The organism is Kitasatospora sp. NPDC094016 (genome assembly GCF_040304045.1).
GTDB lineage: Bacteria > Actinomycetota > Actinomycetes > Streptomycetales > Streptomycetaceae > Kitasatospora.
Genome location: NZ_JBEOUK010000074.1, coordinates 1 through 21,819, shown reverse-complemented (window position 1 = coordinate 21,819; position 21,819 = coordinate 1). Strand labels below are relative to the sequence as shown.

Annotated in this window: 29 protein-coding genes; 14 read left to right on the top strand and 15 right to left on the bottom strand. The window is 71.4% G+C overall.

Annotated elements, in window-relative coordinates:
* Window positions 1-156: 156 nt before the first annotated feature.
* Window positions 157-840 (bottom strand): ribulose-phosphate 3-epimerase, encoded by a 684-nt coding sequence (rpe, locus tag ABT015_RS36620; protein ID WP_350887277.1) that lies wholly within the window; start codon window positions 838-840, stop codon window positions 157-159.
* 264 nt (window positions 841-1,104) lie between these two features.
* On the opposite strand from rpe, the gene ABT015_RS36615 reads away from it, so the two are divergent.
* Window positions 1,105-1,956 (top strand): SCO6745 family protein, encoded by an 852-nt coding sequence (locus ABT015_RS36615; protein ID WP_350887273.1) that lies wholly within the window; start codon window positions 1,105-1,107, stop codon window positions 1,954-1,956.
* 88 nt (window positions 1,957-2,044) lie between these two features.
* Here ABT015_RS36615 and ABT015_RS36610 read toward each other — a convergent pair whose 3' ends face one another.
* The 3 genes from ABT015_RS36610 to ABT015_RS36600 all read right to left on the bottom strand — a co-directional run bounded on the left by ABT015_RS36610 (window position 2,045) and on the right by ABT015_RS36600 (window position 4,253).
* The gene (locus ABT015_RS36610) at window positions 2,045-2,734 is read right to left on the bottom strand and encodes a cysteine peptidase family C39 domain-containing protein (protein WP_350887270.1); all 690 of its coding nucleotides are present in this window, start codon (window positions 2,732-2,734) and stop codon (window positions 2,045-2,047) included.
* A gap of 168 nt (window positions 2,735-2,902) precedes the next feature.
* Window positions 2,903-3,511, bottom strand: a complete 609-nt coding sequence (locus tag ABT015_RS36605; RefSeq protein WP_502897499.1) for a DUF4188 domain-containing protein — start codon at window positions 3,509-3,511, stop codon at window positions 2,903-2,905.
* 112 nt (window positions 3,512-3,623) lie between these two features.
* Entirely contained in the window at window positions 3,624-4,253 is a 630-nt protein-coding gene (locus ABT015_RS36600) for a TetR/AcrR family transcriptional regulator (RefSeq protein WP_350887268.1), read from the bottom strand.
* A gap of 64 nt (window positions 4,254-4,317) precedes the next feature.
* Between ABT015_RS36600 and ABT015_RS36595 the strand changes: the two genes are divergently transcribed.
* Window positions 4,318-4,788 (top strand): hypothetical protein, encoded by a 471-nt coding sequence (locus ABT015_RS36595; RefSeq protein ID WP_350887265.1) that lies wholly within the window; start codon window positions 4,318-4,320, stop codon window positions 4,786-4,788.
* Window positions 4,789-4,805: 17 nt separating this feature from the next.
* Here ABT015_RS36595 and ABT015_RS36590 read toward each other — a convergent pair whose 3' ends face one another.
* On the bottom strand, window positions 4,806-5,498 hold the full coding sequence (locus ABT015_RS36590; RefSeq protein ID WP_350887262.1) for a Crp/Fnr family transcriptional regulator: 693 nt from the start codon (window positions 5,496-5,498) through the stop codon (window positions 4,806-4,808).
* A gap of 251 nt (window positions 5,499-5,749) precedes the next feature.
* Here ABT015_RS36590 and ABT015_RS36585 point away from each other — a divergent pair, with 251 nt between their 5' ends.
* Genes ABT015_RS36585 through ABT015_RS36575 form a run of 3 tightly spaced genes read left to right on the top strand, consistent with a single transcriptional unit; the run spans window position 5,750 to window position 6,986 of the window.
* On the top strand, window positions 5,750-5,959 hold the full coding sequence (locus ABT015_RS36585; RefSeq protein WP_350887259.1) for a hypothetical protein: 210 nt from the start codon (window positions 5,750-5,752) through the stop codon (window positions 5,957-5,959).
* Complete coding sequence (locus ABT015_RS36580) at window positions 5,950-6,693, top strand: hypothetical protein (protein WP_350887256.1); 744 nt, start codon at window positions 5,950-5,952, stop codon at window positions 6,691-6,693. Before ABT015_RS36585 ends, ABT015_RS36580 begins: the two co-directional genes overlap by 10 nt.
* Window positions 6,690-6,986, top strand: a complete 297-nt coding sequence (locus ABT015_RS36575) for a DNA-binding protein (protein WP_350887254.1) — start codon at window positions 6,690-6,692, stop codon at window positions 6,984-6,986. The genes ABT015_RS36580 and ABT015_RS36575 overlap by 4 nt, the downstream gene beginning before the upstream one ends.
* 126 nt (window positions 6,987-7,112) lie before the next feature.
* Here ABT015_RS36575 and ABT015_RS36570 read toward each other — a convergent pair whose 3' ends face one another.
* The 3 genes from ABT015_RS36570 to ABT015_RS36560 form a co-directional block, all read right to left on the bottom strand.
* On the bottom strand, window positions 7,113-8,099 hold the full coding sequence (locus tag ABT015_RS36570) for an aldo/keto reductase (protein WP_350887252.1): 987 nt from the start codon (window positions 8,097-8,099) through the stop codon (window positions 7,113-7,115).
* A gap of 124 nt (window positions 8,100-8,223) precedes the next feature.
* Window positions 8,224-9,045, bottom strand: coding sequence for an ABC transporter permease (locus tag ABT015_RS36565; RefSeq protein WP_350887249.1), 822 nt, complete (start codon window positions 9,043-9,045; stop codon window positions 8,224-8,226).
* Complete coding sequence (locus ABT015_RS36560; protein WP_350887246.1) at window positions 9,045-10,016, bottom strand: ATP-binding cassette domain-containing protein; 972 nt, start codon at window positions 10,014-10,016, stop codon at window positions 9,045-9,047. Before ABT015_RS36560 ends, ABT015_RS36565 begins: the two co-directional genes overlap by 1 nt.
* A gap of 100 nt (window positions 10,017-10,116) precedes the next feature.
* On the opposite strand from ABT015_RS36560, the gene ABT015_RS36555 reads away from it, so the two are divergent.
* Window positions 10,117-10,851, top strand: a complete 735-nt coding sequence (locus tag ABT015_RS36555; protein ID WP_350887243.1) for a TetR/AcrR family transcriptional regulator — start codon at window positions 10,117-10,119, stop codon at window positions 10,849-10,851.
* A gap of 69 nt (window positions 10,852-10,920) precedes the next feature.
* On the opposite strand, the gene ABT015_RS36550 is transcribed toward ABT015_RS36555, so the two are convergent.
* The 4 genes from ABT015_RS36550 to ABT015_RS36535 all read right to left on the bottom strand — a co-directional run bounded on the left by ABT015_RS36550 (window position 10,921) and on the right by ABT015_RS36535 (window position 14,003).
* The gene (locus ABT015_RS36550) at window positions 10,921-12,372 is read right to left on the bottom strand and encodes a PLP-dependent cysteine synthase family protein (protein WP_350887240.1); all 1,452 of its coding nucleotides are present in this window, start codon (window positions 12,370-12,372) and stop codon (window positions 10,921-10,923) included.
* 240 nt (window positions 12,373-12,612) lie between these two features.
* Window positions 12,613-13,353, bottom strand: coding sequence for a hypothetical protein (locus ABT015_RS36545; RefSeq protein ID WP_350887237.1), 741 nt, complete (start codon window positions 13,351-13,353; stop codon window positions 12,613-12,615).
* 18 nt (window positions 13,354-13,371) lie between these two features.
* Window positions 13,372-13,563 (bottom strand): hypothetical protein, encoded by a 192-nt coding sequence (locus ABT015_RS36540; RefSeq protein WP_350887235.1) that lies wholly within the window; start codon window positions 13,561-13,563, stop codon window positions 13,372-13,374.
* Entirely contained in the window at window positions 13,560-14,003 is a 444-nt protein-coding gene (locus ABT015_RS36535) for an ATP-binding protein (protein WP_350887232.1), read from the bottom strand. The genes ABT015_RS36540 and ABT015_RS36535 overlap by 4 nt, the downstream gene beginning before the upstream one ends.
* A 173-nt stretch (window positions 14,004-14,176) precedes the next feature.
* Here ABT015_RS36535 and ABT015_RS36530 point away from each other — a divergent pair, with 173 nt between their 5' ends.
* The 6 genes from ABT015_RS36530 (at window position 14,177) to ABT015_RS36505 (ending at window position 16,971) form a co-directional block, all read left to right on the top strand.
* Window positions 14,177-15,037, top strand: coding sequence for a helix-turn-helix domain-containing protein (locus ABT015_RS36530; RefSeq protein WP_350887229.1), 861 nt, complete (start codon window positions 14,177-14,179; stop codon window positions 15,035-15,037).
* Window positions 15,034-15,267 carry a DUF397 domain-containing protein gene (locus tag ABT015_RS36525; protein WP_350887227.1) on the top strand — a complete coding sequence of 78 codons (234 nt, stop codon included), beginning with the start codon at window positions 15,034-15,036 and terminating at the stop codon, window positions 15,265-15,267. The genes ABT015_RS36530 and ABT015_RS36525 overlap by 4 nt, the downstream gene beginning before the upstream one ends.
* A 150-nt stretch (window positions 15,268-15,417) precedes the next feature.
* On the top strand, window positions 15,418-15,858 hold the full coding sequence (locus ABT015_RS36520) for an NUDIX domain-containing protein (RefSeq protein WP_350887225.1): 441 nt from the start codon (window positions 15,418-15,420) through the stop codon (window positions 15,856-15,858).
* A 142-nt stretch (window positions 15,859-16,000) separates the two neighbouring features.
* A complete protein-coding gene (locus ABT015_RS36515; protein ID WP_350887223.1) occupies window positions 16,001-16,234 on the top strand; it encodes a DUF397 domain-containing protein in 234 nt (77 codons plus the stop codon).
* Window positions 16,235-16,349: 115 nt separating this feature from the next.
* Entirely contained in the window at window positions 16,350-16,529 is a 180-nt protein-coding gene (locus ABT015_RS36510; protein WP_350887221.1) for a hypothetical protein, read from the top strand.
* A 79-nt stretch (window positions 16,530-16,608) separates the two neighbouring features.
* Window positions 16,609-16,971, top strand: coding sequence for a VOC family protein (locus tag ABT015_RS36505; protein WP_350887219.1), 363 nt, complete (start codon window positions 16,609-16,611; stop codon window positions 16,969-16,971).
* Between the two features lie 12 nt (window positions 16,972-16,983).
* Here ABT015_RS36505 and ABT015_RS36500 read toward each other — a convergent pair whose 3' ends face one another.
* The 3 genes from ABT015_RS36500 to ABT015_RS36490 form a co-directional block, all read right to left on the bottom strand.
* The gene (locus ABT015_RS36500; protein ID WP_350887216.1) at window positions 16,984-17,862 is read right to left on the bottom strand and encodes a hypothetical protein; all 879 of its coding nucleotides are present in this window, start codon (window positions 17,860-17,862) and stop codon (window positions 16,984-16,986) included.
* Window positions 17,859-19,328, bottom strand: coding sequence for an MBL fold metallo-hydrolase (locus ABT015_RS36495; RefSeq protein WP_350887214.1), 1,470 nt, complete (start codon window positions 19,326-19,328; stop codon window positions 17,859-17,861). The genes ABT015_RS36500 and ABT015_RS36495 overlap by 4 nt, the downstream gene beginning before the upstream one ends.
* A 102-nt stretch (window positions 19,329-19,430) precedes the next feature.
* A complete protein-coding gene (locus tag ABT015_RS36490) occupies window positions 19,431-19,562 on the bottom strand; it encodes a hypothetical protein (protein ID WP_350887211.1) in 132 nt (43 codons plus the stop codon).
* A gap of 212 nt (window positions 19,563-19,774) precedes the next feature.
* Here ABT015_RS36490 and ABT015_RS36485 point away from each other — a divergent pair, with 212 nt between their 5' ends.
* Complete coding sequence (locus tag ABT015_RS36485; protein WP_350887208.1) at window positions 19,775-21,031, top strand: NsdA family TPR-like regulatory protein; 1,257 nt, start codon at window positions 19,775-19,777, stop codon at window positions 21,029-21,031.
* On the top strand, window positions 21,028-21,585 hold the full coding sequence (locus ABT015_RS36480; RefSeq protein ID WP_350887205.1) for a GNAT family N-acetyltransferase: 558 nt from the start codon (window positions 21,028-21,030) through the stop codon (window positions 21,583-21,585). The genes ABT015_RS36485 and ABT015_RS36480 overlap by 4 nt, the downstream gene beginning before the upstream one ends.
* The last annotated feature ends 234 nt before the right edge of the window (window positions 21,586-21,819 follow it).

Sequence of the window (21,819 nt, the reverse complement as noted above, 5' to 3'; positions counted from 1 at the left end):
CGCCGATCGGCAAGTACGGCTCGATCAACACCCACTCTGCATCCGTCAGTTGCGCTCGCGTCACGCACCACGGTTTACCGGAACTGGACCCGCTGTGAAGGTAAATCGCGCAGATTGATCACGACCGAATACGCGCCCTAACGGCCCCGCCCGGGCTCAGTGCCCGCAGGCCCACCAGGCGTCCGCCGAGGCCTTGGTCGCGAGCTCCCGCAGCTTGCGCACGGCCTCGGCCGGGTCCTCGGCCCCGTACACCGCCGAGCCGGCCACGAACACGTCGGCGCCGGCCTCGGCGCAGCGCTCGATGGTGGCGGCGGAGACGCCGCCGTCGACCTGGAGCCACAGTTCCAGGTCGTGCTTGGCGATCAGCTCCCGGGTGCGGCGGATCTTCGGCAGCATGATGTCGAGGAACGCCTGGCCGCCGAAGCCGGGCTCGACGGTCATGATCAGCAGCATGTCGAGCTCGGGCAGCAGGTCCTCGTACGGCTCGATGGGCGTGCCCGGCTTGAGGGCCATGGAGGCGCGGGCGCCCTTGGCGCGGATCTCGCGGGCGAGCCGGACGGGGGCGGCGGCGGCCTCGACGTGGAAGGTGACGGAGCCGGCGCCGGCCTCGACGTACTGGGGGGCCCAGCGGTCCGGGTCCTCGATCATCAGGTGGCAGTCGAGCGGGATGTCGGTGGCGCGGGCGAGCGACTCGACGATCGGGATGCCGAGGGTGAGGTTGGGGACGAAGTGGTTGTCCATCACGTCGACGTGCAGCCAGTCCGAGCCCCTGACGGCCTCGGCCTCGTCGGCGAGCCGGGCGAAGTCCGCGGACAGGATGCTGGGGTTGATCTGCGCCATTACCGACTACCTTCACACGAGGGTTCACAGGAGGGCTGCGGCGTCCCGGGAGCGGGCACCTCGTCCCATCATCTCGCGCCGCCGCCCCGCCGGGCGCACGCCGGGACCTCCCCGTGACCGTCATCACACCCGGCGCGGGATTACCGTGGCCGCCGCCGTGGTCATCAGCACTGAAGCGGCCCGCGCGCGCCCGATCCGTCGGCGTCCGCCGAGCCGCCCCGTCCGGCCGGGTTCGCCCCGCCCCTCTCCGAGGAAGGTCCTTCGATGGCCGATCTCGTTCACCCCGCCCGCGCACTGTGGTGGCTCTTCGAACCGGTGCACTCCGTCACCTACTTCCTGCCCGAGAGCCGCGAGGCCTACGAGGCGGCCGGGCTGCGCGGCGGCTGGCGCGGTTACTTCGCCAGCCGGTCGGCGCCGCTGGGTGCGGTGGACGCGCCGCCGGTGATCGCCGCGTTCTTCAGCTTCTCCCCGGCGATGGTCGAGCGCGCGCTGCCGGAGGTGTGGACGCACGCCAGCCCGGAGGAGGCGCTGGCCGCCCGGCTGAAGGGTTCGGCGGCGGCGCTGGCCCGGCTGCTGGAGCACGTGGACCCGGCGCAGGTCGAGCTGGTGGTGGAGGCCCTGGAGCGGGCCGTTGGCCGGCTCGACTGCGTCGGCCGGGTGCTGGCGGCCGCCAACGCCGCGCTGCCCCGCCCCTCCGGCCTGTACGAACGGCTGTGGCAGGCCGCCACGGTGATGCGCGAGCACCGCGGGGACGGCCACGTGGCGGCCCTGGTGGCGGCCGGCCTGGACGGGTGCGAGGCGCTGGTGATCCGGTGCGCGATGGACGTCCGGCGCGAGATGCTCCAGCCGATGCGCGGCTGGACGGACGAGGAGTGGGACGCGGCCGCGGCGCGCCTGGTCGAGCGGGGCTGGCTGACCACGGCGGGCTCGGTGACCGAACTCGGCCGGATCCGGCACCAGTCCCTGGAGGCCGCCACCGACCTGGCCGCCGCGCGGGTCTGGGAGGACTATCCGCGCGCCGAACTCGACCGCCTGGCAGCCGCGTTGAAGCCGATGTCGGCGCTCTGTCGCAGCCAGCTCCCGGTCAACCCGGCCGGCCTGCCGGACAACCCCTGATCAGCCTCTGGTCAGGGGCTGGTCAGGGGTTGACCGGCCCCTGATCAGCCCCTGACCAGCCCCTCAAGAGGTCCCGGCCAGCCGCCGGTCAGCCCCCGACCGGTTGCTGGTCGGGGACCGATCGGGCACCACCCGCGCCACCCGTGCCCGGCGGGCCGAGGACGATCCCCCGCCCGGCGTAGAAGCGCTCGAACGACCGCCACGGCACGTGCGCGAAGGACTGCGACTCCCCCGGGAATCCGGACGGGTTGTGGATCACCACCGCCGTGTCCGTGGCGCCCACCACCAGCACCAGGTGTCCGCCCCGCCGCACCGGCGCCGGACCGGCCGGCTCCCGGATCGCGGGGTGCACCGACACCATCACCAGCCGCCCGCCGGCCACCTCGGCCGCGAGCTCTGCGGGCGCCAACTCCCGTGCCTGCGCGGCCAGTCCCCACCGCCGCCGGACGTAGTCGGCGAACGGCGTGTGGATCAGTCCGCGCAGGCTCTCGCCGTCCCGGACGTAGGCCCCCGCCGCCACGCACTCCCCGGCCAGCGTGAGCGCCGGCGGCGCCAGGCCCCACCAGTGGTCGAGCGCCATCCGCAGGCAGGCCACCCCGCACAGCCGCCACGACCACCACGCGTACTCCTCCGGGGTGGCCGCACCGGACTGCCCCCACCGAGGGTCCTCGGCCGCGTCGACCTGTCCGTCGATGATCACCCGCACCAGCTCGGCCGATTCCCACTGCGCGTGGTACGGCACCTCGTGCACCACCGGCCCGCCCGTGGGTGCGCCCATCCGTGCGCCCGCCGGTGCTCCGGTCGATGCGCCGGTCGGCGTGCCCGCCCGTACACCTCTCGGCGCGCCCGTCGGCATCCCGCCCTGCTCCTCCGCCATCCCCCGACGCTCTCACGCCGCGGCGCCCGGGCCGACCCGCGACACTCCCTGAGCGCCCGGTGAGCACCCCTACTCGGGCACGCGCTCCCCCGAGCTCTCCTTCGGGCCCTTCCCCAAGCCCTCCTTCAGGCCCTCCCCCGAGCCCTCCCCCGGTTCCTTCACCGAGCTCTCCCCCGATTCCTCCCCCGACCGGTGGGCCAGCCGCTGCGACGCGCGGCGCCCGCGCGCCTCCAGCGGCAGGGATCCGGTGGCGCCCGCGAGACCGAACGGCGGCATGTCGAAGTAGATCGACTCGTACCCGCCCTCCGGCACCACGTACGTCTCGTGCCACAGCCCGACGTGCCGACGGGCCTTCCCCTCCCGCAGTTTGCGGTTGACGATGCCCCAGACGCTGTGGTGGAAGCCGTCCGGCGCGCTCGCGTAGCCGTACAGCTTCTCCTTCGACTCCCAGTACTGGACGACGTAGTACGTGCGCGGCGAGGCGGTGAGCAGGATCCGCCCGCGCAGGCCGCGTTCGGGGCTGCGCCCCAGTTCGTACAGCATCCGGAACATCGCGAACATCACCGGGCCCCAGTGGTGGACGGCCCAGAAGCGGTTGATCCGCATGCCGATCAGCAGCACCACGGTGTCGCCGGTGGCGCCCGCGGTGGTGTAGCCCGGCGTCGGCTTGGCGAACATCGATCGGACGAACGTCGTTCCCATGGACATCTCGGCCTCCCGCACCCCATGTAATCGGTGATTACATCAGGGCCGGGAAACCCGGTCAAGGCTCGCTGCACGCACAAATCGGTTACTGCGAAGGAAGGTTGGCGATTCCCTGACCGAAGGTGTCGAGCACCCTCCCGGCCAGCTCCTCCGCCCCCTCCTCCGGCAGGTAGCCGTCCACGATCATCTGCGCCAGCCCGAACACCAGCGCCTGCCCGGCCAGCCCCATCAGCCCCGGATCCCCGGCGCGCAACCGGCCCGCCTCCTGGTCCGCCACGATCAGACCGGCGAACGCCCGGTCCATGCCGTCCAGTTGATCCCGCAGCTCCGGCTCCCGCGAGGCCACGAACACCCGCGAACGCACCAGATCGAACCGGTGCGGATGGTGCAGCGCGTACCGGACGAACCCGAGCCCGACCGCCCGCATCACCGACCCCCTGGCGGACCCTTCGGCCGGATCCACCGCAGCCACCTCGGCCTCCTGGCACCGCGCGAAGTCCGCCAGCACCCGGTCCGCCAGCGCCGTCAACAACGCCTGCCGGTCCGCGAAGTGGCGAAACGGCGCCCCCGCCGACACCCCGGCCCGCCGCGCCACCTCCCGCATGCTCACCTTCTCCTGCCCGTACTCGTCCAGCAGCTCGAACGCCGCGGCGACCAGCGCCTCCGGCAGCGATCCGTGGTGGTACGAGCTGCGCCCGCCAGGCCGTTCCGTCATACCTGCCTTGCTACCACAGCAGGCCGCCCCACCAGGAAACCGTCACCCCACCGATCGGAGCCCCATGCCCACACCCACGCCCCTGCCCACGCCGGCCCTCACCCCCCAACCCCCCACCCGTGCCGCCACCTTCGCCGCCGTCTACGCCCTCCTCCGCGCCTCCGCCGCCCTCGCCGACCACTGGATCCAGACCGACCACCAGGCCGGCACCAAGGGCCGGCCCACCCCGGCCGGCCGCCGCGCCTGCGCCGCACACGTCGCCGCCTACACCGCCACCCAGGCCGCCGCCCTCCTCCTCGGCACCCGCGCCCTCGGCCTCCGCCCCAAACCCCGCCGCCTCCTCGCCGCCCTCGCGCTGTCCGCCGCCACCCACTACCTCGCCGACCGGCGCGAACCCCTCCGCCGGGCAGCCGACTTCACCCGGCGGGGCGATTTCCTCCGCCTCGCCGACCACGGCATGAACGGCGCCTACCTCCTGGACCAGTCCTGGCACCACGTGTTCGAGACCGGCGCCGCCCTGATCGCCGCGACGTGACAACGGCCGTCAACCGCTCACGACAGTCCGCCGAGCCGCGCCGCGGCCGCCAGCAGACCCTCGGGGTCCGTCACGAGGGTCAGCTTGCGACGCCCCTCCGGCATCCCGCCGAACGGCGGCAGCGCCGTGAGCTGCCGCAGCAGTTTGGGGCCGATGGCCAAGCAGTCCGCGAGGTCCTTCTGGGCGACCCGCAGGCGAACGCCGTCGGGCCCGCTCACCGCGAGTTCCGCGTTGTCGAGCAGCGGCGCCAGGAGCCACGCGAGCCGCGCCACGTTGTCGCCGGACCGCGACAGGACCTGGGTCTCCAGCTGCCGGCCGACGACGTACGACCAGATCGCCGCCCCGTACGCGTCCTGGAACGCGCGACTCCTGAACAACTCCGCTCCGAGGGTGACCACTTCGCAGTCCGTGTACGCCGTCACGGTGGCCGTCCGCAGCCGGCGGCCGTACACGGCCATGTCCCCGAGGAGGTCACCACTGTGCCGGAGGACGATCAGCTTCCCGTCCTGGTCGATCCGGACGGTGCCCTCCTTCAGGAAGGACACCGTGCCACCCTCCGCACCCTGCCGCATCAACTGTCCGCCCTTCCGAAGCCTCCTCACCTTGGCGGAACCGAGGATTCCCTCCCAATCGGCGTCGGACAGGTGATCTCGAAATGTTCGATTCAGCCCGAACGTCTGCTCCGCCGTCGAATTTCCCCACAAGGTCATGGCGAGAGATTAGAGGCACGGCGCCCCAATCAGACTGCACGCCAGGCAAGTTGCCACACACCCGGACACCTTCCCCATATCGGGTGCTACCCTGCCACGCTTTTGGATCGTCCACGAATGAAGCTGTGGCGCACCCCACATCGTTAAGAGGCCTCCGGCCCCCTAATTTTCGGCGCCGGGCCGCAGACTCCTGGTCATCAGCTCGACCGCCCGGTCGACGCGCCCGGACCGTACGTTCCAGGAGGGCCGCCATGCCCGAACCCCGGCCACTGCCCGACATCGTCAATCGACCCCTGCCGCCGATCTCCGGCCTGCACTGCGTCGAGCTGAAGGGCCTCACCAAGCCGCCCGCCATGCCCGGAAAGGACCTCGCCCGTCGGGCGGGGCCGCACGCCCCCACCCCCTCCGACAACCTCCTCGACCCGCACCGTTCGGCTGGAGAAACCGACCCATGGCTCTGATCACGTACAACAGCGTGCTCGACGTCATCCACCAGCGGGTGACCACCGCCGCTCATCTGCGGCCGAACGTCCTCCCGGTCGAGTTCGGCGGAACGACCGTCCACCTCGACCTGCCGCAGGCCCGCGCAGGATTGTACGAGCGCCCGGGGGACGAGGCGCTGCGCTCCGAGGTCTGGCGTCGCGCCGTCGCACTCGCCCAACACGACTCGTTGGCCGCTGCGATCGGCTCGACGGAGGTCACCGGGTGGGTCGAGGCCGTGGTGTGGCTCGCCCTGCCTCGGGTTCAGAGGGTTGCCCGCCAGACTTCGGCCCGCCTGGGCGCGGACCGGCGCGATGTCGAGTCCGAGGCCATGCTCGCCCTGGTCGAACGGCTGGCCGAAGTCTCCCCGGACGATCCCGATGTCGGCCCGCAACTGCTCGAAGCCGCGGGCCGCCGGGGATGGGACTTCGCCCGCCGCTCGGCCTCGGGAGGGCGGCCGGTCGAGGACATCGTCGCGGTGTCCGACGCCCGCACCTCGAAGTCGACCGAGGACCTCCGGGATCTCACGATCCCGCCGCCGGACGGCCTGGCCGCGCCACTGCGCCTCACCTCTCGCTCGGCGGTCGAGGGTGCACGGCTCAGCGAACTCGCCGACCACCTCGGCCTGCGCGAGGTGGTCCAGCGCACCCGTCGGCCCCACCGCGGACCGCGGCTCGGGACGCTCTCCCTCCGTTCGGCGGGGGCGGGTCGATGACCGCCCACGCCGAGGGCCCGCTCACCTTCCCCGAACTGTTCGGCCTCCCGCTGGCCGTAGACCTGCGAACCGCCGCACGCGCCTTCGGAATGTGCCTGGGCACCGCTTACAGCCTCGTCCGCCGCGACGCCTTCCCCTGCCCGGTGGTCCGCACCGGACGCCGCTACCGGGTGCCCACCGTCGGACTGCTCAGCGCCCTCGGAATCGACGAACTCCCCATCTATGAAGACGACTTGTCGCCTTCGGTGATCGCTCCCCCGCTCCCGGGGCTCGATTGGAAGGACCTCGCGTGATCACCGCGGCCACCGCGCCCGGACCTGGGGCCGCCTCGCCCGCCCCCTGAGGTGACCTCGGGGTCGTCCCCGCCCCGCTGTCCTGCCCCGGTCGTACCGCCGGGGCAGGACAGTGCCCGGGCGCGGCTACCAGGCGTAGTCCTCCGGGGCGGGCTGGTGGCCGGGGAAGAGTTCGTCGAGGCGGTCGAGGGTCTTCTGGTCGAGCTTCAGGTCGAGGGCGGCGACGGCGGCGTCGAGGTGGGCGGGGGTGCGGGGGCCGATGATGGGGGCGGTGACGGCGGGGCGGGTGAGGAGCCAGGCGAGGGCGAGGTCGGCGGGCTCGGTGGCGAGGTCGGCGGCGAGGTCCTCGTAGGCCTGGAGGCGGTCGCGGTGGGTGGCGAGGAGTGCGTCGGTCTGGGGCAGGGCGCCGCGGACGCGGGTGCCTTCGCGTTCCTTGCGGAGGATGCCGCCGAGGAGGCCGCTGCGCAGCGGGGACCAGGGCAGCAGGCCGAGGCCGTAGTGCTGGAGGGCGGGGATGACTTCGAGTTCGATGGTGCGGTCGAGGAGGTTGTAGAGGGACTGTTCGCTCACCAGGCCGAGGAAGTGGCGGGAGCGGGCGGCCTCCTGCGCCTGGGCGAGGTGCCAGCCGGCGAAGTTGCTGGAGCCGACGTAGATGATCTTGCCCTGGGTGACCAGGACCTCCATCGCCTGCCAGATCTCCTCCCAGGGCGTGTCCCGGTCGATGTGGTGCATCTGGTAGAGGTCGATGTGGTCGGTGTTCAGGCGCCGCAGGCTGGCCTCGACGGCGCGGCGGATGCCGAGGGCGGAGAGCTTGCCCTCGTTGGGCCAGTCGCCCATCGGCCCGTACACCTTGGTGGCGAGGACGGTGCGTTCGCGGCGGCCGCCGCCCTGGGCGAACCAGCGGCCGATGATCTCCTCGGTCCGGCCCCTGAGGTTGCCCTCGCTGTCGCGGCCGTAGGCGTTTGCGGTGTCGAAGAAGTTGATGCCCCGCTCGTGGGCGGTGTCCATGATGCGGTGGGCCTCGGACTCCTCGGTGTGGGGGCCGAAGTTCATGGTGCCCAGGCAGAGTCGGGAGACGGTCAGGCCGGTGCGGCCGAGGTGGGTGTACTCCATGGCGCCCACCTTCGGCCGTACCGGCAGCGGTGTCCAGCACATTCCGTCAGACGAAACAGGCGAACGGACGGACGGATGAACGGACGGGCGAACGGATGAACGGACGAACGTCCGACCGCCCCGCTCAGCGCCCGTGCGTGGCGAACTTCCGTACGGCGAGCGGCACGCAGAGCGCGAGCAGCAGCCCGCTCCAGAGCAGCGCGACGAGGACGGCGTGCTGCATGGGCCAGGCGTCGCCGGCCGCCGAGGGGTTGCCGAAGAGCTCGCGGCAGGCCTGGACGACGGCGCTGACCGGGTTCCAGTCGGCGACGACCCGCAGCCACCCGGGCATGCCGCCGGTGGGGACGTAGGCGTTGGTGACCATCGCGATCGGGAAGACCGCGACGGAGAGTTGGCCGGCGGCGTCCTCCTTGCCGATGGCCAGGCCGAGGCAGGTGCCGACCCAGGTCATCACGAAGCGGAAGAGCAGCAGCAGGGCGAACGCGCCCGCCGCGTCCCCGGCGCCCTCGCGCACGCGCCAGCCGGCGGCGAGGCCGACGAGCGCGAGGAGGGTCAGGACGACGACGCTGACCAGCAGGTCGGCGAGGGTCTGCCCGAGCAGCAGTCCGGTGCGGGAGACGGGCATGGAGCGCAGCCGGTCGGTGATGCCGCGGCCGACGTCGCGGGCGGCGCCGACCATGGTCACCATGACGCCGTTGGTGGCGACCATGGCGAACAGGCCGGGCATCAGGAACTCGCGGTAGTCGCCGCCGCCCGGGATCCGCATGGCGCTGCCGAAGACGTACCCGAAGACCACCACCATGATCACCGGGACACCCAGCGAGGCGGCCAACAGGCCTGGCGAGTGGCGGTAGTTGAGGAGGATGCGGAGCATCGACGTCCAGGTGTCGACGGCCAGCCGGGCGGGGCGGGACGGCATCGGCGCGGGGGCGTACACGGCGGCCATCAGGCGGCCCTCCTCAGGGTTTCGGCGGATTCGCGGGTGAGCGCGAGGAACACGTCGTCCAGCGAGGGGGCCCGTACGGCGGCGTCCTCGGCGGTGATCCCGACGGTGTCCAACTCCCTTACCAGCGAGGGCAGCAGGACGGACACGCCGGGCTGGGTCAGCACCGTCACGATCCGTTCGGCCGCGTCCACCTGCGCGTCGCCGCCCGAGAGGGTGGACAGCACCACGGCGGCGGCGGCGAGTTGGGCCGGGTCGGCGAGGGTGACGGACAGCTGGCTGCCGATCGCGGCCTTGAGCCTGGCTGGTGGGCCGGTGGCGATGGCGGCGCCGTGATCGACGACGACGATGTCGTCGGCGAGCCGGTCGGCCTCCTCCAGGTACTGGGTGGTGAGCAGCACGGTGGTGCCGCCGTCGGCCAACTCCTTGACGGTGTTCCAGATCTCCTGGCGGCTGCGCGGGTCGAGCCCGGTGGTGGGCTCGTCGAGGAAGAGCACCGGGGGGCTGGTGACCAGGCTGGCGATGAGGTCGAGGCGCCGGCGCATGCCGCCGGAGTAGGTGCGGACGAGCCGGTCGCCGGCCTCGGTGAGGTCGAAGCGTTCGAGCAGTTCGTCGGCGCGGGTGCGGGCGCGGCGGGCGCCGAGGCGGTGCAGCCGGCCGAACAGGTGGAGGTTGTCGCGCCCGGTGATGCCCTCGTCGACGGCGGCGTACTGCCCGGCGAGGCCGATGGCCCGGCGGACGTCCTCGGCGGCGGTGGCGACGTCGTGGCCGGCGACGCGGGCGGTGCCCCGGTCGGGGGCGACGAGGGTGGCGAGGACGCGGACGGCGGTGGTCTTGCCGGCGCCGTTGGGGCCGAGCAACCCGCAGACGGTGCCGGCGGGAACGGCGAGGTCGAGGCCGCGGAGGGCCTCGGTGGTCCCGAATCGTTTCTCCACGCCTGCCATCTCGATGGCGGGTCGGGCGGTGTCGGACATGGCTCTGCCCCTTCTCTAGGTACAGCGTACGTAGAAGCGTGAGTCAGATGCTACTACGTACGTCGTACGTATCTAAGATGGGGGGCGAGGTGATCATCCAGTGCCGTCCAACGAACCCCCCAGCACCAGCGAGCGCCCGGCCGCCCCCGAGGCGCCCGAACTGATCTGGCTGCGCCCCGAACGCACCGGCCGCGGGCCGAAACCGGCCCACAGCCGGACGTCCATCGCCGCCGCGGCCGTCGAGATCGCCGACGCGGAGGGCCTGGACGCCGCCTCCATGCGCCGGGTCGCGGCCGCCCTCGGGGCGGGCACCATGTCGCTCTACAACTACGTGCCGAAGAAGGAGCACCTGCTCGACCTCATGCTCGACGCCGTCACCGCCGAGTACGAGCTGCCGGCCGCGCCGAGCGGCGACGTCCGCGCCGACCTGGCGGCGCTCGCCCGCCAGCAGCTCGCCATCTTCCGCCGCCACCCCTGGCTGCCGGCCCTGGTGCTCGCCCGCCCGGGCATCGGCCCCAACGCCCTGCGCTACACCGACCACTTCCTCGCCGTCACCGCCTCCACCGGCCTGAACGGCGGCGCCCGGATGGAGGCCATGGCCCTGTTCAACGGCTTCATCTGCCAGTACGCCCAGTACGAGCAGACGGCGGCCTCGGGCGCCAAGTGGCAGGCGGAGCTGGTCGGTTACCTCACCCGGGCCGCCATGAGCGGCGAATACCCGCACCTGGCCCAGGCGTTCGCGACGTCCGGACCGCCCTCCGATCCGGACGCCGCCTTCGACCGCTCGCTGGACCGGGTGATCACGGCCATCCTGGCCCCGCCGACGCCCCGCTGAGCCCGCTGAACGGCCCGGCCCTCAAGCCGCGCCCTCAGGCCCCGCCCTCACCCCGCCCTCACCCCGCCCTCAGGCCCCGCCCTCAAGCCGCGCCCGCGACAGCACCGCCACCGCCCGCCCGTCGACCAGCACCAGCACGGCCTCGTGCGCGCCCCCCAGCGCCGCCCGCGCCTCGGCCGGCGACTGCCCGACGCCCACCGCCGGCAGCACCGGCCCGAGCAGCGCGCCCGACGGGTCACCCGACGGGTCACCCAGCGGGTCACCCAGCGGATCGCCGAGCGGACCACCCAGCGGATCGCCCGGCTTGGCGCCGCCGTCCGCGAGCGCCGCCGCCAGCACCGCCCGCGACACCGAGCCGACCACCTCCGTCGCGCTCACCCCGTACGGCCTCGCCGCCCGAGCCAGCACCACCGGCGCCACCCCGCCGGGCACGGCGCGCAGCGCCTCCAGCGCCTCGCCGACCGTCGCACCGGCGTCGACCGCGACCAGCGGGCCGGCCCCGGCGAGCAGCGGCCTGAGGCCGTCCGCCGGCTCCGACTCCTCCAGGAAGCCCCACTGCCGCATCCAGTCGTCGCTGTGCACCTTGGACAGGTAGGACCGTCCGGAGTCCGGCAGCAGCACCACGACCAGGTCGTCCGGCCCGAGCCGCCGCGCGACCCGCAGCGCCGCCGCCACCGCCGTGCCCGAGGAAGGGCCGGCCAGGATGCCCTCCTCGCGGGCGAGCCGACGGGCCGTCAGCAGCGACTCGCGGTCGGGGATGCGCTCGAAGGCGTCCACCACCTCCGACCGGTAGGCCTGCGGCCAGCGGTCCTCGACGGTGCCGGGGTGGAGGAAGTGCCCGATGCTCTCGACGAACCACGGGCTGCCGTCCCCGCCCCCGTACATCGAGGACTCCGGGTCGGCGCCGATCACGGTCACGGAGCCGCCGGACACCTGCTGGAGGTACCCGCCGGTGCCGGTGACGGTCCCGCCGGTGCCGACGCCCGCGACGAAGTGGGTGACCCGGCCGCCGGTCTGCTCCCAGATCTCGGGACCGGTGGTGCGCACATGGGCGTCCGGATTGGCCAGGTTGTCGTACTGGTTGGCGAGCCAGGCGCCGGGGATCTCCTCCACCAGCCGCTGCACGACGTTGAACAGGTGCGCCGGGTCCTCGGCGGGCACGGCCGTCGGGGCGAGCACCACCTCGGCGCCGTACGCCCGCAGGATGTCGGACTTCTCGGGCGCCGACTTGTCGGACACCCCGGCGATCACCCGGTAGCCGCGCTGCCGACCGACGATGGCCAGCCCGATGCCGGTGTTGCCGGAGGTCGCCTCGACGATCGTCCCGCCCGGCCGCAGCAGGCCGTCCCGCTCGGCGGCCAGCACCATGGACAGCGCGGCGCGGTCCTTGACGCTGCCTCCGATGTTGAGGAACTCGGCCTTGGCGTAGATCGGCGCGGGCAGCCCGGCGCCGAGCCGGGCGAGGCGGAACAGGGGCGTCCCGCCGATCGCGTCGAGTACGGATTCGTACACTGCGGCCATCACGGCCTCCTTCGATCGGTGTCCGCCCGAGCCTGCCCGAACGCGCGGTCAGATAGTCGCCGGCAGCCCCGGATCGTCGAGGCCGGGCACGCGAGGGTTCTCGACCGCAAAGGGGCGCGAACAGGGGCGCGTGGCACCTCTTGCGCGCCCCTCGGATTTACCGCGCTCCAAAGTGCGCAACGGTGCGGCCCGCGCCCGCCCCGCCGATCGGGGTGTGTGCGGAGAGTGATCGGCGCGCGATCAGATCAGCGGGTCGAAGAGGTCGCGCCCCCAGTGGCCGAGCCAGGACACGGTGGTGGACCACCGGCCCTGACCTTCCACACCTTCCGTGGACTCGTCGTACGGCAGCACGGCGGTCGGGGCGAGCCAGCCCTCCCCCGGGTCGATGCGGACCCGCAGCAGCTTGAGCGGCTTGCGCAGGGCGACGAACATCCGCAGGTCGTCGGTGTGGGGGCAGTGGGTCTCGTAACGGTCGTGGACGGTACGGCAGATGGACTTGATGTCGGTGTCCGCGAGCAGGAGGTAGCGGCTGCCGGGGCCGAGGTTGACGCAGAGGCGGCGGCGGGCGGTGTCGCGGTCCGGGTACGGCAGGTTCTGGTGGTTGTCGACATGCAGGCCGAGGCACAGGCCGTTCTCGGGCAACCGGTGGGTGACCAGCTCGCCGGGCGGGTCGTCGGCCTGCTCAAGGGCGACGTGCAGCGGATCACCGAGGAGGCCGACGAGCGCGGCGACGGTGTGGACGTCGGTGACGGTCCCGGGGAGGCGGAAGAACTCGACCAGGCCGCTGTCCTTGGTGAAGGAGCCCGGCGCGTAGCGCTCGGGGTGGTCCTCGGGGAGCGGGGACCAGTCGCCGGCGGGGACGACGGCTCCGTTCTCGTAGTCGTGCTCACCGTGGACTCTGCGGACGTTGCCGATGTCGCAGCGGGCGCGGAGGGCCGCCGGGTCGCGGTAGGCGATGGCGGCGGGGTGCATGGTCGTCATGGGGTGAGCGGCCTCGGTTCAGTCGTTGTCGTCGTCGGAGTTGTCGCTGTGGCGGTTGATGCCGGTCATCAGGGCGGCGGCCAGGGTGGTCCACCAGACGACGTCGGCGGTGGCCGGCTCGCGCGGCGGAACGAGGTCCGAGGCGAAGCAGGCGAGGGCGAGGCTGGCGGCGGTGATCGCAGCCGTGGTGGCGAGCTTGATGACGCTCAACTTTCGGGCGAGGGAACGTTGCTGTTCGCGGCACGGAGGACGCGCGCCCAGACGCGCTTGCCCGAACCGCACCGCGCGATCACCCCGAAGTCGACGGCGAGCCGACGGGCGAGTTCGATCCCGCGGCCGCACTCGTTGAAACGGCCCGGACGCCGCTCCAGGAGCGGGAGGTCGCTGCGGGGGTCCCAGACTTCGAGGCGGCAGTCGCCGTCGAACTCCTGGAGGGAGAGGCGGACTTCGCCGTCGCCGTGACAGGCGTGGACGACGGCGTTGGTCACGAACTCGGAGGCGATGAGGACGAGGTCGTCGACCGGGTCACCGACCCAGCCCCAGGAAGTGAGCTGGTCACGGACCAGGCGGCGGGCGGTACGGACCGAGGTTTCGTGCTCGGTGAGGGTGGTCTCCCAGGTTCGGAGGACAGGGTTACGCAAGGTGGACATGAGTCACCCCACACCTTCAGTGGCGTGTTCGTGCGGTCACAGTGAGTGTGGAGCATCGAAATTCGAAAACGCAACCTCAATGCCAGAGAAATTAATTGATCATGATTTGGACTTGAGCCCAGGCCTACGAACTGGTGAGACTGGACCCCACACACCGCAGGGAGGGGCGCCACTTGAGCAAGGACCTATCGGCCATCAGGCAGATCCGCCTTGGTGACGAACTGCGCACCTGGCGGTTGGAGAACAACAGAACGCTCACCGACATGACTGCCGGCCTGAAGGGGTGGAGTGCCGGTCGGCTCAGCAGAATCGAGCGAGCCCTACAGCCGATCAGCGCGGCCGACCTGGCCACGCTGCTTGACCACGCCGGGGTTACTGGGCAGGAGCGGGAGGATCTCGAAGCGTTCCTCACCTCCGGACCTCCGAAACAGTGGTGGCGCGACCTTGACTACTCCGAGACCATCACGCCAGCCTTCGCCGAGTACCTCGCCCTCGAAGCCGACGCTTCACACATGCTGAACTACTTCCCCTCAGCCCTCCCCGGCTTGGTCCAGACGATGGACTACGCCAAGGAGATGATCGGTGCGGGAGTCGACGCTCCGAACGAGGAGTTGATTGAAGCCGGAGCCGAGGTTCGGATACTCCGCCAACGGCGCCTGACGGACGAACCGACTCTCACGTACGAGGCGTACTTCGGCGAGGTTGCGCTGCTCGTAGCAGGAGATCCAGACGTGTTGATCGGCCAGATCAATCACGCCATCAAGGTAGCCGGGTACCCAAATGTCTCGCTGCGCATGGTGCCGCTGAGCGCGGGACGGCCCGGGATCCTCGCATCAGGCGTCACCGTGATGCGCTTCCCGGACGACCCTGACGACGGCTTCGTCTTCGTCGAAGCCGTCGGCGGTATGCTCCCGCGTAGAGCGGGACGCGAAGTGCGACGAGCCGAAAGGGCGTTTGCCCGAGTCAAGCGGTGCTCGCTGTCTCCGGAAGACACCATCGCCGCCCTTGAACGCAAGTTGGAAGAGTTGACGTGAGCAACAGGCACGACCCCTACGACCACAGTCCCGCCGACGCCGACTGGGCCAAGTCTCCCTTCTCCGCAGAAGGAAACGGCGACTGCGTGGTCGTCGCGCGTTTCGACAACGGCGACGTCTGGGTCGGCGACGACAAGAACCCCGGCCGCCCCCACCTCGCCTTCAACCAGGCCGAATGGACCGCCTTCATCCAGGCCATCGAAGCCCGCGACCCCCGCTTCACCGCCTGAGCCCACCGCGCCACCCCCACCAGGGCCCGTCCGCCACGGCCGGGCCCTCGTGCTGTCGCGACTCCCTCATCATGAGGAGAATCTGAAGCTGGCCGCGAGTTACGTCCGCGCGGCCGTCAAGGTGAGCGACCACCACAAGGAGCTGCTGACGTGACCTCCCCCTTCGCCGACCCCTCGTTCACTCCGGGCCTGCTCCACGACGCCCGGCAGGCAGGGGTCACCCGGTTCGTCGTCGCCGCGGTCATCACAGACGGGGACCGCGTGCTCCTTCTCCGCCGGCCCGCCGACGACTTCATGCCGGGCCTGTGGGAGTTGCCGTCGGGGAAGGTCGAGCCCGGCGAGGAGTTCGACAAGGCCCTGCGGCGGGAGACCGAGGAGGAGACCGGCCTGACGATCGACCAGATCATTGCTTACCTCGGGCAGTTCGACTACACCTCCAGGAGTGGCGCCCTCACCCGCCAGCTCACCTTCGAGGTCACCGTCGAGAGGACCGCGCCGCTCACCCTCACCGAGCACGACGACCACGCCTGGGCCAACCGGGCCGACCTACCGTCGGTCAGCGACGCCGTACGGGAACTGATCACCCGCTGACCGCCCGGCCACCAACCGTGCTCCCGCGTAAATTGGGACGCGAGGTCCGCCGCGCCGAGCGTGCCTTCGCCCGGCTGAAGCGGTGCGCGCTTTCACCGCACGCCATCGTTGCCACCCTTGAATGCAAGTTGGAAGAGATCACGTGACCGAGAAGCATGACCCTTACCAACACGACCCCGCCAACGTCTTCTGGGTAAAGTCCCCCTTCTCTGGCGACTCCAACGGCAACTGCGTCATCATCGCGCGCTTCAACAACGGCGACGTCTGGCTCGGCGACGACAAGAACCCGAACCGCCCCCACCTCGCCTTCAACCAGGCCGAATGGACCGCCTTCATCCAGGCCATCGAAGCCCGCGACCCCCGCTTCACCGCCTGAGCCCACCGCGCCACCCCCCACCAGGGCCCGTCTGGCGCGGAGGCGTTCCAGGAACTCCGGGACTCCGTCGACCTGCCGGTAGGGCTTGAAAGCTGGCGCGAGTTCGCGGACCAGGGTGACGCACCGCTCGGCGCCGATGCGCTCGGCCAGGTCGAGCGACTGGGCGGTGACGGCAAGCGCCGCCGCCATCGCGCTGGCCGACAAGGGCGGGCTGGAGGCGGTGTCGTTGCGCCGTCTTCGGCAGGAGCTGGAGACGGGCAAGGGCCGGGTTGTGGCGCTATCGCCATCCGCTTGATTGCTGGGCGGTAGCTTCCCTTCTGAGCCCTATGCTCCGCAATGTGTCACCCAGTCCGGATGATGTCGAGAGGCAGGCCATGTTCGAGTCCGTCGTTGCGGTGATGGTGTTCTCCGAGTCACCAGATCGGGCTGCAGCCTGGTACAGCGACCTGTTGGGCGTGCCGGTCCATCGCGAGGTGAGCGAAAGCGGTGCGGTCTTCGCTTGGGTGGAGCACGCTGGCGTCGAGATCGGGTTCCACCCGGCCGACGACGAGCGCAACCCCCGCGGCGGAAGCCCAGTGGTCTACTGGCGGGTCGCCGACGTGGGCAAGGCCCTGACCTGGTTGCTGGAGGCAGGCTGCACGCACCACCGCGGCCCGCTGCGAGTTTCCCCCCAGCGCCAGATCGCGCAGGTCATTGACCCCTTTGGAGTTGTACTGGGTGTTGATGACGGCCGCTGAGCCGTGCGGCGCTCAGGCCAGTCCCTGCAGATCGTGCAGGCCAGTCGCGGTGGCGAAGGCCCGCAGCGCCGCGCGCAGGGATTGAGCGCTCCACCGGGCGCCGTAACCCCAGACGGCTTCGAGGTAAAGGTCAAGGACGTGGGCTGCGGGCAGTTCCCGCCCGGCTTGGCGCATCACCGCGGGCAGCGTCACCAGGTCGATCAGGCCCGTGACGTCGGGTCGCACTGTCTCGGTGTCGAGCAGCGCCAGGGTGCTGTTCGCACGCCTGCGCAGGTGCTGCGGCTTGAGGTCCAGGTGTCCCAGCGGCACCACGTCGGCCCCGTAGGCGTCGAGGTGAGCGGCCGTCACTTCGGCCCAGGCCCCGGTGTCGGAGATCCAGGTCGGAGCGGTGTCGTTCGTCGCGGCGAGGGTGAAGCCGCCCAGCGCCGCGGCTTCCGGGGAGGACAGCCGGGTGGTGGCGGTGTGGACGGCGGCGACGCACTCGACCAGCGCGGCCGGAGTCGATCGGGCGGTCCAGTCGGCCGGCTCGGGCAGGTATTCCAGCAGCAGCGACAGCGACGCCTCGCCCTCGCCGTGCAGCATGGGAACGGGCGCGGTGCTGCCCAGCAGCGCGTAGGCCAGGGACTCGCCCGCGAAGGCGGCCGGGTCGGCGTGCAGCTTGAGGACCAGCGGCTCCTGGGTGCCGCCCACGGTGAACACTGCGGCGGTGTATCGGGCGGCGAGCATGGTGAGCTCCCCGGTCACCCCGGGATGGTCCGTCTCGAGCGCACGGCGGGCGAGAGCCAGTAGCCCCTCGGGGTCCTGGGGCAGCGCGGTGCCCAGCCAGCCGGCCGGGCGGATCCGGGCCAGGCCACTCAGCGCCTCGGCGGCCGTCGCCGCGGGTGCGGTCACCGGACCGCTCCGGCTGCGGGGATCACCGAGGCGGCGTGCGCGTAGGACAGGGCGGCCAGGTCAGGGCGCTGGTGTTCGCCGTAGATCGCGAAGAACGCGTAGACCAAGCTGTCCAGCGGCGACCCGATGTGCCAGCATTCCATTGCGCCGCCGGCCACGTCCCAGACCTGCAACCGCCCGCGCAGCAGTGCCGCGAAGTCCTGGAAGAAGACCTCCGCACCGAACGGGTAGGCAGCCATCGCCTCCTCACGTTCGGTCACCTGGACCTGGACGAAGCCTGCGGCGGTGACGTCCCAGGCGAACTGCAGCAGTTCCCCGCCGGGCCCGTCCTTGAGTCGCAGCACCGCGCGGTGGGCGCCGAGGGGCCCGGACAGGTACTCGTGGATGCTGCACGCCAGGATGCCGGTGCTGGTGGCCAGGAGCTCGCGGCCCAGGCGCGGGAGATCGGCCAGCACGTCGGCCAGGGCCTGGTCCCAGTCGGCGGGTGCGGCGGTGAGCGCGGTGAGTTCGCGGTGTCCGGGGTCGGCGAGGAAAGCGGCGTGGTCGATCAGGGAGTGGTACTCGAAATCCTCGTCGGTGTGCACCCAGTCGACCCGTGCTTGGGTAACCTTCTCGCCCGTGGCCACGGTCAGGCGGTCGCCGGGGCGCGGTCCGTGGACCTGAAACAGGCCCTGCAGGCTGTTCGCGGCGGTCGCCATCGCCGGGTGGTCGGAGTACAGGAACGGGCCGTGCGGTGAGGCCGGGGGCAGGAAGCCGTTGCCGCACAAGGCCACGTCGCGGATGCCGTCGAGCGGGGCGAGGACTTCTAGCAGCAGCTGGTGCAGCACCGACAGGCCGGTCTTGTAGCGGGTTCCGTTCAACCCGGGGAGCAGGTTGACCGAGGAGGCAGGCATCCCCGGGGGCACGATCTGGGAGTTGTTGGAGACCACTGCCATGTGCGGCACCGGCTGGGTGCCCTCTGCGACCTGCTGCACGTAGACGTCGGAGATGTCGGCGTCGACCGCGATGAACACGGCGGGGCCCTGGCCGACGCGGACGCACGGCTGCACGACGCGGTCCTCCCAGAACAGGGTTCTGGCTCCGGCTGGAAACAGGGTCAGGGTCAGGTCGCCGAGCTGAACCGGGGTGGTGTGGTCGATCCGGTGCACGGTGAAGCCCAGCTCGGCGATCGCCTGCTCCACCGGGGCCGGCAGCAGCGGGCCGGTGTAGATCGGCACTGACCGGTCCAGCAGGGCGAGGGAGGGGAGGTGGAAGTGGTCCAGGTGTTCGTGGGACAGGACCACGGCGTCGGGCCGGGGCATCGCGGTGGTGTCGACATCGCGCGGCGGCCAGACCCGGCACTCCGCCCCCGGCAGGCCGAACGCGGGCAGTAGGACCGGATCGATCAGGACGCTGTGGTCGCCGCCTTCGACCAGCCAGGTCTGATGGCCCAGGAACGTGAGCTCCAAGCGGGTTCCGCTGTCCATGCCGTACCTCTCTTCTTCATCGTCTTTTCAGGGCGGATTGACCTGGCCCGGGAGGGCGGGGCGGCCCCAGCCGCCCCGCCCTCCCGGAACCCTCGGGGTATGTCAGTGGTGGTAGGTGTGCGGGGCGGCGGTCAGCGCGCCGGAGCTGACCAGACGGCTGATCTTCGCCTGGAGCGCGGAGATCTTCTGGGGGTCGAGCACGGCCGGTGCCTTCGTGGTGGGCGTGGACTTCATGACGCATACCTCCTGGATCGTGGGGTGCCTCGCGGCTGGATGGCCGCCTGGAGCGGGGGAGCCCTCGCTCCAGGCGGCCTGCGTCCAGTCCACCCCCGACGGCCCCTGCGCGGGGTTCACTCGACCGGACGTTTCACCGGACGTTTCCGGTGCCCGATCGGATGGACAGTGGCATGGTGAACTGACCGCACGTCACCTATCGGGGGCATGACATGGCGAGGAGCGTCCTGGCGCGGTTGCGCAGGCGGGCCGGGTACACCCAGGAGACGTTCCTGGCCGCCTTCGCCGACTGGGCCAGCAGGATCAGGGCCGACGCGGCGGTCGGGGTGCGCCAGCTGCGGCGCTGGGAGAGCGAGGACCCACCGCCACTGCCTCACCCGGGCCAGCAGGCCGTCCTGGAGGCCATGTTCGGGATCCCTCTGACGGAGATGGGCTTCACCGTCCCTGAGTACCGAACCAGCACCCCGGCTCCGGCGCGGGATCATGGTTCCGTGCACAGGCGGCAATTCATCGCGGACCTCGGCGGCGTTGGCGTCGCCGTGGCTCTGCCAGTCCCTGGATCGCGAGTCGGTATGGCCGACGTGCGCGAGCTGCGGGGGAAGATCGACGGCCTGTACCGGCTGGACCACGGCAACGGCGGGCGGGCGGCCCATCAGCAGGCCCACGCGCTGTTGGAGCGCATCGGCTTTCAACTGAGCGGCGGTGTCCATCTGGAGCGCGTCACAGTGCAGCTGCATGCGATGCTTGGCGAGATCCACTGCCACCTGGGATGGATCGCGCACGACGCCGGCCAGGACGCCGAAGCCAGGTCCTCGGTGCTGGAAGCGATGGCTGCGGCCCGGATGACCGGCGACGCGCAGTTGGAAATGCGGGCGCTGTCGACGATGTCGCTGCTGGCCGTCGACCAGCACCGACCCTGGGAGGCCGCCTCCGCCGTCTCCGCCGCCCAGTCGTTGACCGCCCGCCACGCTGGGGACGGGGTGAAGCTGGTGCTCGCGCTCCGCGAGGCCCGCGCCGCACTGGCCGGAGCCGACCTCGCCGCCTCCCGGCGCGCGCTGAGCACGGCGGTCGCACTGCACGACAGGGCCGCCGAGGAATCGGACGCGCCGCGCTGGGTCCGATTCGCCGGGCCCGTAGAGATCGACTACGCCACCGGCACCCACTATCTGCAGGCCGGGCAGCCGCAGGCGGCGATCCCGTTCCTGCGCGCCGCCGTGAACGGCCTGGCCGCCGGCTACGCCCGCAACACCGCCCTGTACCAGGCCAGGCTGGCCACCGTGATGCTGCAGGCCGGGGAGATCGAGGAGGCATGCGCGCAGATGACCATGGTCGTTGCCCAGGCCCACGCCCTCACGTCCGCCCGTCTCACCTCCCGCCTGGCCAATTTCCGCCAGGCCGCCGCAGGGGTCGACACCGCGACCGCCCGCGATACGGTCGCCTTGCTGGAATCGGCTGCGGAGGCGAGATGAGAATCGAACGCTACGACGGCCAGGAAGCCGCCTGGGTCGAGGACGAGCTGCGGACTGTCTACCGGGGAGCGTTCACCGAACCTCCGTACGACAAGACCGACAGCGACGTCGAGGCGAATTTCCGGCGCTTCCGGACTCAGGTGAAAAAGGACGGCTTTCGTGCCGTCCTGGCCCGCGCCGACGCCGGTGAGCCCGTCGGCATGGCCTACGGCTACCCGCTGCCCGCCTCCACCGGCTGGTGGGAGACCCTGGTCGAGCCCGTCCTTGCTGAGGTCAGCCGCGAAGACGGCCACCGCACCTTCGGCCTATTCGAGCTCGCAGTCCAGCCCCCCTGGCGTGGGCAGCATGTCGCCACCGCAGTGCACCATGCCCTCGTGGACGGCCTCACTCAGGAGCGCGTCCTGCTCAACACCCGACCCGAAGCCGAAGCGGCTGGCCGGATGTACCGGTCCTGGGGCTACGAGAAGGTCGGCGAGAACCGCCCCTGGGCAGGTGCCGCACTACATGACGTGCTGATCCTGGCTCTGCCCGGGGAGAATCCCTCAAGACGATAGCTGCCAGCACAGTCCGCCTGCGATGGCATTGGCTCAGGTCCGGGCATGCCGCGACTTCATCACCGTCAACTGCCTTTCGAGGGGCGCGGGTAGGCGTCGTAGACCGAGCCCAATCCTGCCATTCAGTTCAATCTCCCGGCTAGGGCGGGTATTGGGTTGTGATCAATGGCTGTTCCGGGTGAGCTCTTTGATCCAGATCATCGAGGCCCGGAGATGGAGGCCGGCGAGGTAGCT